11 protein-coding genes are annotated in these 10451 nt (G+C 59.0%); 6 read left to right on the forward strand and 5 right to left on the reverse strand.

The features are described from left to right. The 3 genes from WB650_RS21245 to nuoB all read right to left on the reverse strand — a co-directional run. A partial coding sequence (locus tag WB650_RS21245) for a 2Fe-2S iron-sulfur cluster-binding protein (protein ID WP_423961950.1) occupies window positions 1-513 on the reverse strand: 513 nt, incomplete at its 3' end. 26 nt (window positions 514-539) lie between these two features. Then, a complete protein-coding gene (nuoF, locus tag WB650_RS21250) occupies window positions 540-1829 on the reverse strand; it encodes an NADH-quinone oxidoreductase subunit NuoF (protein ID WP_422304215.1) in 1290 nt (429 codons plus the stop codon). Window positions 1830-1857: 28 nt separating this feature from the next. Then, window positions 1858-2391: an NADH-quinone oxidoreductase subunit NuoB gene (gene nuoB / locus WB650_RS21255; protein WP_422293949.1), complete on the reverse strand. Its 534-nt coding sequence runs from the start codon at window positions 2389-2391 to the stop codon at window positions 1858-1860. Window positions 2392-2570: 179 nt separating this feature from the next. Between nuoB and WB650_RS21260 the strand changes: the two genes are divergently transcribed. Continuing rightward, the gene (locus WB650_RS21260; protein ID WP_422304216.1) at window positions 2571-3797 is read left to right on the forward strand and encodes a hypothetical protein; all 1227 of its coding nucleotides are present in this window, start codon (window positions 2571-2573) and stop codon (window positions 3795-3797) included. A 90-nt stretch (window positions 3798-3887) separates the two neighbouring features. After that, window positions 3888-4703, forward strand: coding sequence for a cyclase family protein (locus WB650_RS21265; protein WP_423961952.1), 816 nt, complete (start codon window positions 3888-3890; stop codon window positions 4701-4703). 310 nt (window positions 4704-5013) lie between these two features. Here the strand turns inward: WB650_RS21265 and WB650_RS21270 are convergent, their stop codons facing one another. Next, window positions 5014-6006 (reverse strand): zinc-dependent alcohol dehydrogenase family protein, encoded by a 993-nt coding sequence (locus WB650_RS21270; protein ID WP_422304218.1) that lies wholly within the window; start codon window positions 6004-6006, stop codon window positions 5014-5016. 131 nt (window positions 6007-6137) lie between these two features. Between WB650_RS21270 and WB650_RS21275 the strand changes: the two genes are divergently transcribed. The 4 genes from WB650_RS21275 (at window position 6138) to WB650_RS21290 (ending at window position 9855) form a co-directional block, all read left to right on the forward strand. Next, window positions 6138-7289, forward strand: a complete 1152-nt coding sequence (locus WB650_RS21275; RefSeq protein WP_422304219.1) for an ABC transporter permease — start codon at window positions 6138-6140, stop codon at window positions 7287-7289. 177 nt (window positions 7290-7466) lie between these two features. Beyond that, entirely contained in the window at window positions 7467-8216 is a 750-nt protein-coding gene (locus WB650_RS21280; protein ID WP_422304222.1) for an ABC transporter ATP-binding protein, read from the forward strand. After that, complete coding sequence (locus WB650_RS21285; protein ID WP_422304220.1) at window positions 8209-9186, forward strand: MlaD family protein; 978 nt, start codon at window positions 8209-8211, stop codon at window positions 9184-9186. The genes WB650_RS21280 and WB650_RS21285 overlap by 8 nt, the downstream gene beginning before the upstream one ends. A 75-nt stretch (window positions 9187-9261) precedes the next feature. Next, window positions 9262-9855: a PqiC family protein gene (locus WB650_RS21290; RefSeq protein ID WP_423961954.1), complete on the forward strand. Its 594-nt coding sequence runs from the start codon at window positions 9262-9264 to the stop codon at window positions 9853-9855. Between the two features lie 167 nt (window positions 9856-10022). Here the strand turns inward: WB650_RS21290 and WB650_RS21295 are convergent. Then, on the reverse strand, window positions 10023-10451 hold a 429-nt coding region (locus tag WB650_RS21295; protein ID WP_423961956.1), incomplete at its 5' end, for a 2-oxo acid dehydrogenase subunit E2.

The following is a 10451-nucleotide window of genomic DNA, read 5'->3' on the forward strand; positions in this document are numbered from 1 at the left end:
CTCGAAAATCGCGAGCTCGGACGAGTGAGTCACTTCGTCGAAGAAGCGGGTGCATCGCGCGCACAGGATACATCGCTCCTGATCGAGCATCACCCCCGATCCGATGTCGATCGCCTTGCCCTTGCGATTTTTTTCGGGCAGCGGAAAGCGCGACGGCTGCTGATCGTAATCCATGTAGTAGTCTTGCAGCTTGCACTCGCCGGCCTGATCGCAAACCGGACAATCGATCGGATGGTTGATCAGCAGAAATTCGAGCACCGCCTTCTGCGCCGCCTTGGCCTTGTCGCTGGTGGTGCGGACGACCATCCCCTCGGCGACGCGGGTGTTGCAGGCAATTTGCAGCTTAGGCGCCTTTTCGATTTCGACCAGGCACATGCGGCAGTTGCCCGGAATCGACAAGCCGGGATGAAAGCAATAGTGAGGAATCTCGACGTCAACCAGTTCGGCCGCCTGTATCAGATTCAGGTTGGCGCCAGCCTCAACTTCCTTGCCGTCGATGGTGAGCTTGGGCATCGTTTTCTTTTTTCAGGAAAGCAAGTTTAAGCGGCCTGCTGTGCCGACGAGGTCTTGAATGGGCAACGTCCCAGCCTGATGTGCGCTTCGAACTCGTCGCGAAACTTGGTGACGTAGCTCTTGACCGGCATCGCAATACTGTCGGCGAGCACGCAGATCGTATTGCCGACCATGTTGTCGGAGATGTTGTTGAGCAACTCGAGCTGCTCGAGCTTGCCCTGCCCCGCTTCCATCTCGGCCATGATTTTCTCGATCCAGCCGCATCCTTCGCGGCACGGCGTACACTGCCCGCACGATTCGTGATGATAAAAGCGCGCGGTCGCGAGCAGCATATCGATCATGCAGGTATCGTTATCCATGACGATGATCACGCCGGAGCCCATCGCCGATCCGATCGTGCGCATCGAGTCGAAATCGAAAATCGCGCGCTCGGCCTCCTCCTTGTTGAGGACCGGAAATGAGGAGCCGCCCGGGATGACGCCCTTCAGCGTCTTGCCGCCGAGGATGCCGCCGCCGATGTCGTAGATAATCTCTTTCATCGGCGTGCCCATCGGCAATTCGTACAGGCCGGGCTTATTCACGTGGCCCGAGACGCATACCAGCTTGGTACCGGGACTCTTTTCGGGACCGATGGCCTTATACCAGGCGGCGCCGCGATTGATGATGTGCGGCACGTTCGACAAGGTCTCGATGTTGTTGACCACGGTCGGGCATCCGAACGCGCCGACGATCGCGGGGAACGGCGGGCGGTTGCGCGGGTAGCCGCGCTTGCCTTCGAGCGATTCCAGCAGCGCGCTTTCCTCGCCGCAGATGTACGCGCCCGCGCCCTTATGCGTCCAGATGTCGACGCCGTAGCCGGAGCCCATTACGTCCTTGCCGACGTAGCCCGCGGCGCGCGCCTCGGCCAGCGCCGCATCCATGCTGCGCTGCTGCACGGTGAATTCGCCGCGCATGTAGATGTACGCGTTATGCGAGCCGACCGCGCGACACGCGATCAGGATGCCCTCAATAATGCCGTGCGGATCGTTTTGGAACTGGTAGCGATTGGCGAAGGTGCCCGGCTCGCTCTCGTCGCCGTTGACGCAGACGTAAACCGGCTTCTTTGATTCCTTGGGGATGAAGCTCCACTTGACGCCGGTTGGAAACGCCGCGCCGCCGCGTCCGCGCAGGTTCGAGTTCTTGATCTCGTTGATGATGTCGTCGGTGGTCATCTCGAAATATGCCTTGCGCGCGGCCTTGTAGCCGTTATTCGCGAGGTACACGTCGAGCTTGCGAAGATCAGGGATATCCAGCCAGCGAGTCAGAATCCGTTCCATGTGAGTCCCGGTGCGATCGTTATGAAGTTCAGGCAGGATGCTTCTCGCTGAGCGCCATCAGTTTCTGCTTCTCGCCCTGGATTCTCCGCTGCAACGCCATCAGCGCGTCGAGCACGCCCTCGGGCCGCGGCGGACATCCGGGAACGTAGACGTCAACCGGGACGATGCGGTCGATGCCGGGCAGCGTCGCGTAGTTGTCGTAGAATCCGCCGGTCGACGCGCACGCGCCAAACGCCATCACCCATTTAGGCTCCGCCATCTGCTCGTAAACGCGGCGCAGGATTGGTCCCTGGCGAACGGTCACGGTGCCGATCACCATCAGCAGGTCGGCTTGGCGCGGAGTGAAGCGCGGGAGCAGCGCGCCGAAGCGATCGATGTCGTACGGCGTCATCGAGAGCGACATATATTCCATCGCGCAGCACGCGGTAGCGAATGGATACGGAAAGATCGAGAATTTTCGCGCCCACCCGATAGCCTTGTCGAGCCGGGTCAGGACCGCGGTATCGCCGAGCAGAATCTCGTCGCCCTTGGCCGACTCGAGTCCGCTTTTAGTTAATGCCATTGTTGCCTCTGGCGCTTGATATATACGTTAAATCGTTACAGTTGAAGGCTAGCAAGCATCGCGTCAGCCCGTCAACGAACTCTAATGAAGCGGGGACTCTGAGTGAAGCAAAACTTGCATCGAGACGTTCACCTGATACCAAGCCGCTGACGGTTCGTATTTAATCCAGAACCTCGCCTATGAACACCATCCTGCGTTTGCTCGTCAGCGTATTTCTAATACTCACCATTTCCCTCGGCACCGCTTCGAGCGCGAGCGACAGTCTTCGCTCCGTCGAGAAGTCGATACGTGGAGTCGATGCTTATGCTTGGGTGCCGACAGGTGGATCCCTGATATACGCCACGAACGACGGCACTCTGTGGTCAACACAGGGACCAGATTTCGCGACGCCAATTCGTATCATCAAGATTGCTCTGCCCGACGAGCAAAAAATTAAACAAATCGTTTGGTCGCCAGACGGCCAGAACATTGCAGTCGTTGCCCCCCGATTGAATGACAGGTGGGATACAATCTTGCTTTTCAACATCAAGACGTCGCAGCTTCGCGATTTGCTTCCGCCTGGCGCTCCCTTCGGCAGTCCGGGTGTGCGCGTGTTGCGGATTAGTTCCTGGTTAGCAGATGGGCGGATAGCGTTTGTTCAGCACTGCGGCACTGGGTGCGTGGGCCTGCACGCAGTCCAGCCGGATACTGGCGAACGGTACTGGGATTTTTGCGATGCTTCGGGAAGCTTCTTTTGGTCTCCCACCAAGAAAAACGCAGTCCTGGAAAATGAGTATTCGGGTGTAGCACCGGCAGCCCTCGGTTTGGAGTCGGCTTCGGATGGCGTCGCGGTGCCAAGAGGAGCGTCATACTACCGTCCACGCAGAGAATGCGGATCTGTTTTCCAAGGCGTCGCTCGAGGCGGCGTGCACTTCAATGCATGGTTTCCGGATGGCGAGACGGTTCTTTTCACTGATGCGAATCCAGACGGCAGCGAAACAATGCTCTGGAACACGGAGTCTGGACTTAGAACGACCTTGGTCGCGCGCGGCTCATCAGGCGCCCTTTCACCCGACGGGCGCTACGTTGCTTTCATCGCCCCTGTGCACGAATCGGCCATAACATGGAACAGCAAACGAGTTTCGCTCGCTATATTGGATTTGCGAAGCAAAAAAATTGTCGCTTCCAAAAAGATCCCCAACCTCCAAGGGCCACTTCAATGGTCACCTTCTGCGAGTTACCTGGCGATCCTTGCGGGCGATGGCAAGTTGTTATTGGCGAGGTTCACCCCCGCGGGAATTGATCTTCGCGGGACACGATTGGAAGAGCCGGATTTATATCACGAATTATCGTGGTCTCCTGATGGAAAATACCTAGCCGATTGGAACGAAGCTTCCGGGCTCAAGATTTTTAGTTTCAATGACTGACCCGGTCCGCTGATACGAAGCATCTGAGTGAAGCAAAACTTTCGCTTCCGGATAAGCTGAAGCCCCTAACCATCTCGGAGGAAGCTTCGCATGGACAGCAAGAGGGCGCGGTTGGACATTTCAATCCTGTTGAGCGTCGCCTTCATTCTCGGCGCGCCGGCGATCGTCTCGGCGCAGGCGCGATCGCTCGCGGATGCGTACCAGATAATCGCGTCGAAGCAGTTCGTCGATCTGACGCATTCATTCAGCCCGTTGACGCCGGTGTGGAAAGGATTCGGGCCGGCAACTTTCTCGGCGGCTGCGGATCCTGCGGCCGGCCGTCCGTACACGATCGATCACGACGGATTTCGCGCTCAGTTTTTCGCGATGGTCGGGCAGTACGGCACGCATATCGATCCGCCCGCGCATTTCGATTCGGCGGGCGCAACCGTGGACGAGATTCCCGTCAAACAGATGATCTTGAGGTTGGTGGTGTTCGATCTGACTCCCATGCTGAAGAGTGATCCCAATCATCTGCTCACCGTGGAAGACATCGAAGTGTGGGAGCAGATGCACGGGCGTGTCCCGGCAGGATCGTTCGCGGCGTTGCGCACGGACATGTACAAGGACTGGGACAGTAATCGCGCGCGCTTCGAGCGTTATCCGTTTCCGGCGTGGTCGCCGGCGGCGATCAGATTTTTGTATGAGCAACGCGGCATCGTGGCGAACGGGCACGAGTCGATGGATACGGACACGACCTCAAACCTCGAGTCTGAGAGCTGGTTGCTCAAGCATGGTCATTGGCAAATCGAGGTGATGGCGAATCTGGATAAGGTGCCGGCGACTGGCGCGTTGATCGTGGTGAGCTGGCCGAAGCCGCAGCATGGGTTGGGATTCCCTGCGCGGGCGTTTGCGATCCTGCCGTAGGTTTAGAAGGATCCGGGATTCTTCGCTGCGCTCTGAATGACACGAAAAAAAAGACGACACAAAAAAGTGAGCAGGCTAGCTCTCGCGATGTGGCCCGGCACCCTCACCTACCGGCGGCTGCGTCCGCCGGCCTCCTCTCCCGTTAAAGAAACGGGCGAGGTAAGATTCAGCCGCAATCTCCTGAGGAACCTGAGAGCGAAAGGGCATCCTCGACATTTCGCGCTTAGTATTCTTCTTCACTAAGGTGCAGGGGTTACCCCTGCCCAGGGAAGTTTGAAACCCACGGTGGGTTTCATTTCGATTAAGTTCCTTACGAAATTCTGAGGACGCCGGCGCCTTTGATTTCGTCGTGCTTGAGCATCTTCAGCGCGACGTTTGCTTCGGCGAGGCCGAAGGCCATCGTGCTGATACGAATTGGAATCTCGGCGGCAAGTTTCAGGAACTCCTCGCCGTCGGCGCGCGTGTTGGCGGTCACGCTGCGAAGTTCTTTTTCGTAGAAGAGATGCTTCTCGTAATCGAGCGGCGGAATCGGACTTAGATAGATTCCCGCGACTGCGAGGATTCCGCCGCGATCGAGTGCTTGCATTGCGGGCAGCACGAGATTTCCTGCCGGCGCGAACAGGATCGCGGCGTCGAGCGGCGCCGGCGGCGCATCTTCCGCATTGCCGATCCATTCTGCCCCAAGGTCCTTTGCCAGATCGCGATGCGGTCCGCCGCGGCTCATCACGAATACTCGGCATCCCCAATGGCGCAACACCTGGATCGCGAGATGAGCCGAGCCGCCGAAGCCGTAGAGGCCCACGGTTGCAGCGGGCTTGATGTCGGCGCGCTTGATTGCCCGGAATCCTATAATCCCGGCGCATAGCAATGGCGCAGCTTCTTCGTCGCCGAGGGAGTCGGGGAGCGCATACGCGAAGTCCTCACGCACGACGGCGTATTCGCAGTAGCCGCCGTCGTGGTCATAGCCGGTGAAGCGCGCGTTGGGGCAGAGATTCTCGCGGCCGCGACGGCAATAGACGCATACGCCGCAGGTCTCGCGCAGCCATGCGATGCCGACTCGATCGCCCTGCTTGAAGCGAGCCGCGCCGACGCCGCGCTTGTCCACGACGCCTACAATTTCATGACCTGGAATAATTCGCGGATGGCGCGGCGGCAAGTCACCTTCGGCGACGTGAAGGTCGGTGCGGCATACGCCGCAAGTGCGGACGCGCACCAGAATTTCACCCGGACCCGGATCTGGAATTGGCGCGTCGATAGAGTGAAGCGGATCCGATTCGATCGGCGCGGGCTTTTCAACCGCCATCGCCTTCATAGAAAATATTATAGTGAAACCGCCTGCTGTTGGCTTGTAAAAAAGCCTGTTGAAACATCGAAAGGCGAGAAATTGTGCTACCTTTTATCGTCGTGTTCCCCGTGCTCTATTGAGCCGCACGAATGCAGGCGCAGAAGCAAACCCCACCGAATAACGAACTCACGTTCGCGCGCGTCGACAATACAACGCTGGTGATCCGGCTTGCGGGAGATTGGCATCTTCGTCATGGCCTGCCCTCGCCGGACGTCGTTGAAAAACAACTCGACACCGCACCGAAGCCCACAAAGATCACTTTCGACGCCGCCGATCTTCGCGATTGGGACAGCGGGTTGCTCACGTTCCTGATCGGCGTCAGCGAGATCTGCCACAAACGCAAGTTGCCCGCGGACTGGGCGCCGCTGCCCGAGGGCGTCCGCAGCCTGATCAAGTTGGCGGAGGCGGTGCCGGAGAAAACCGGCGCACGCGCGGAAGTCTCGCATACCGGGTTTCTCGAGGAGATTGGCCACGAGGCGATTTCGTACGCGCAGGCGATGGATGATTTTCTGCGCTTCCTCGGCGAAATCGCGATCGCTTTCGCCAGGCTGCCTTTCGGCAAGGCGCGTTTTCGAAGAGTCGATCTGATGATGACTATCCAGGAATGCGGCGCCAGCGCGTTCGGCATCGTGACGCTGGTCACCTTCCTGGTCGGCGTGATTCTCGCCTTCGAGGGCGCGGTGCAGCTGCAACAATTTGGCGCATCGATCTTCGTTGCCGACCTGGTTGGAATTGCTATGAGCCGTGACATGGGCGCGATGATGGCGGCGATTATCATGGCGGGCCGCACCGGAGCCGCGTTTGCGGCGCAGCTTGGCTCGATGAAGGTGACGCAGGAAATCGACGCGCTGACCACGATGGGGATCTCACCGCTTGAATTCCTGGTGTTGCCGCGCGTACTGGCGCTGTTCCTGATGATGCCGCTGCTGTGCGTGTACTCCGATTGCCTGGGAGTGGCCGGAGGAGCGTTCGTCAGCGCGACGATGCTGCATATCCCGCTGGGTATGTATATGCGCGAGACGCAGGCAGCGGTCACGCTTACCGACATCTTCGGCGGCATCTTCAAGGCCGCCGTTTACGGCATCATTATCGCGGTCGCGGGATGCCTCCGCGGGTTCCAGTCTGGTAACAGTTCGTCGGCCGTCGGCGACGCGGCGACCGAGGCGGTGGTGACGGGAATCGTCTATGTAATCATCGCGTGCGGGATCTTCGCCTTCGTCTTCAACGTGCTGAATATTTGATTTTTTCATTTTTTCACTTTTCCATGGGGAGCGGGGATCAAGCCGGACCAGCCGGCAAATTGAATCACTGAAATGGCCACCACGCATCCATCGATCAGTGCTTCGGACGGGAAACCAGTCTCCGCGGTGAGGTTTCCCAAGGATGGCCCGCCGCCGATCACTGTCAAGGATCTCACGATGGCGTACGGGACCTACGTGCTGATGAAGGACATAAGCTTCACCGTCAACCACGGCGATATCTTCATAATCATGGGCGGCAGCGGCAGCGGGAAAAGCACCCTGCTCCGGCACATGCTCGGACTGATCGAGCCCGCCAAGGGCGAGATTTGGTACGGCGATTTCAATTTCACCAAGGCTGAGCCCGAGCAGCGCGAGGAGATGCTGCGGCATTTCGGTGTTCTCTACCAGAGCGGCGCGTTGTGGAGCTCGATGACGCTGGCGGAAAACGTCGGGTTGCCGCTCGGCGAATTCACCGACTTGTCGGATGAGGAGATTCGCGAGGTAGCCTCGTTGAAGCTGGCTCTGGTCGGGCTCAAGGGCTTCGAGGATTATTATCCGAGCCAGATAAGCGGCGGGATGCAGAAGCGGGCCGGTCTTGCGCGCGCAATCGCGCTGGACCCGGAAATACTTTTCTTTGACGAGCCGTCGGCCGGCCTCGATCCGATAAGTTCGCGGCTGCTCGACGACTTGATCCTTGAGCTGCGCGACAACCTCGGCGCGACGATCGTCGTCGTGACTCACGAGCTCGCCAGCATCTTTACAATCGGCAACAACAGCATTTTTCTCGACGCGGAGAGTAAGACGGTGATCGCACACGGAGACCCCAAAGACCTGCTCAGGAATTGCAAAGATCACCGCGTGCGGACTTTCCTGACCCGTGGCGAGGACGACGATAAAAACGAATCATCAGCGAGGGATCATGGGTAAGCGAATCAATCCGGCGACGGTAGGCGCGTTCGTTCTGGGCGCGGTAGGTCTGATACTGGCCGCAGTGGTGGTCTTCGGCTCGGGCAACATGTTCCGCAAGACGCACGAATATGTCATTTACTTCGCCGGCGACATCAACGGCCTGAGGGTCGGCGCGCCGGTCAAGTTCAAGGGCGTTGAAATAGGCTCGGTCAAGAAGATCAAGTTGCGCCTCGAGCAGGAGGTCAACCGCAACAACGGCCAGCTGCGAGCCGACGTGCGCATCCCGGTGATCATCGAGCTCGACGAGGACAAGATCGTCTCGCACGGCGGTACCGAGATAAATCTGGACGACCCGCATACAATTCCCAACCTGATCCGCGAGGGGATGCGCGCGCAGTTGGGCTCCGACAGCTTCGTCACCGGCCTGATGTACGTCGCGCTGGACATTCAGCCGAATACGCCGATTCAAATGGTCGCGCCGCCCGGCTCTCCGCTCCAGGAAATTCCGGCGGTTCCGAACACGCTCGAACAAGCGCAGGCCGTGGCCATACGCATTTTCGAAAGACTCGACAAGGTGGACTTCGGCGCCATGTTCACGGAGATGACCCAGATGCTCGACTCGGTCCGGCAAATCACCACCTCGCCTTCGCTAAGAGCGGCGATAAATAATTCCGAGAAAACGCGCGAGCAACTGGACCACGCACTGGCCAGCACGCAGCAAGCTCTCAACACGGTGAAAAGCCAGGTGCCTCCCCTGTCGCAATCCTTGCAGAAGGCTTCAGGTTCCGCGGACGCCGCAGCCAGGCAGGCTAAGCTGACGCTCGGCACCGTGCAAACCACGATCGAGCCTAACTCCCCCATCAACTACCAGGCGCTGCAGACGCTGCAGGACGTCTCTGCCGCCGCGCATTCGATCAAGGAGTTGGCGGACTACCTACAGCGTAACCCGAGCGCGATCGTTCGCGGGCGCGACTTCAGCCAGGACTAAGCGATGACCTTGACCAGTTTTTTCAGAATTATCCTCGCTGGCGCAATTGCGGCGTCGGTATCGGGATGTTCATACATGGCGAAAGCGATTCTCGCCCCGCAGAAAGATATCTCGAAGTTCTATCTTCTCACGCCGACTGCAGACACGGCGACGGCAACCTCAGGGACCGTGCCGGCGCAAAGCTCAAGCGATAATTTCACGCTCGGCCTTGGTCCGATCAAACTGCCTCCGTACCTCGATCGCCCGGAAGTAGTGACACGCGCCGCCCCCAATCGTCTCGAGCTATCGAAGGAAGATCGATGGGGTGAGTCGCTGCAAAATGGTTTCACCAGGGCGATGGAGCGCGACCTGGCCGCACAATCGGGCGCCGCGGTGATCGTATTCCCGTGGTACAACACGGTGCATATCGACATGCAGGTGCAGATCGACGTCTTCCGTTTCGAAACAGACAGCCAAGGCGTCGCGACCCTGTCGGCGAAATGGACGATCCTCGACTCGACCGGCAAAAATATTCTGTACACGGTCGAAACCCATCTCACGCAACCCTCGAAGCCCGGCGACAATACGGACGCCGCCGCAGCCCTAAGCCGGGACATCGGCGACCTCAGCGGCCAGATCGCAAACATGATTCAACAACTGCGCTCGCATCAGGGCACGCACCCCGCGTAGCTATCTGTCATTTGATTCCTTCCGTCGGTGGTTCTTAGTCTTGTGTCATTCTAGAGCAAAGGCTGCCGCAGCGAAGAATCTCGACGGACGCTCCTACGCCCGTCGCCTGCCAGTACGCGCCACGCGCGAGATCCTTCGCTGCGCTCACGATGACGGACCGGGGCGGCTTACAGTTCGAAGTCGGCTTCTTCTAGGATTCGGGCGGTGCAATACAGGAAGCTGTTGCCAAGGACGCCGTCGACGACGCGATGGTCGTACGATAATGCGAGGTACATCATGGTGCGGATTGCGAGCGCGTCGGCGCCGTCAACCTCGACCACCACCGGCCGCTTCTTCACCTCGCCCATCCGCAGGATTCCGACCTGCGGCTGATTGATGATCGCGAAGCCGTAGAGATTGCCCTCGCGCCCGGGATTCGAGAGCGTGAAGCTGCCGCCCGCGAGATCGTCCGCAGTGATCTTCTTCTCGGCAACTTTGCGGCGCAGCGTTTCGATCGCGCGCGCAATCCCAACCAACGACATCGTTTGCGCGGCCTTGATTACCGGCACCAGCAGGCCCTCGTCGGTGTCCATCGCGATGCCGAGATTGATCTCGCG

Origin of the sequence: Binatus sp. (SeqCode) (assembly GCF_049584895.1) — a bacterium.
Taxonomy (GTDB): domain Bacteria; phylum Desulfobacterota; class Binatia; order Binatales; family Binataceae; genus Binatus.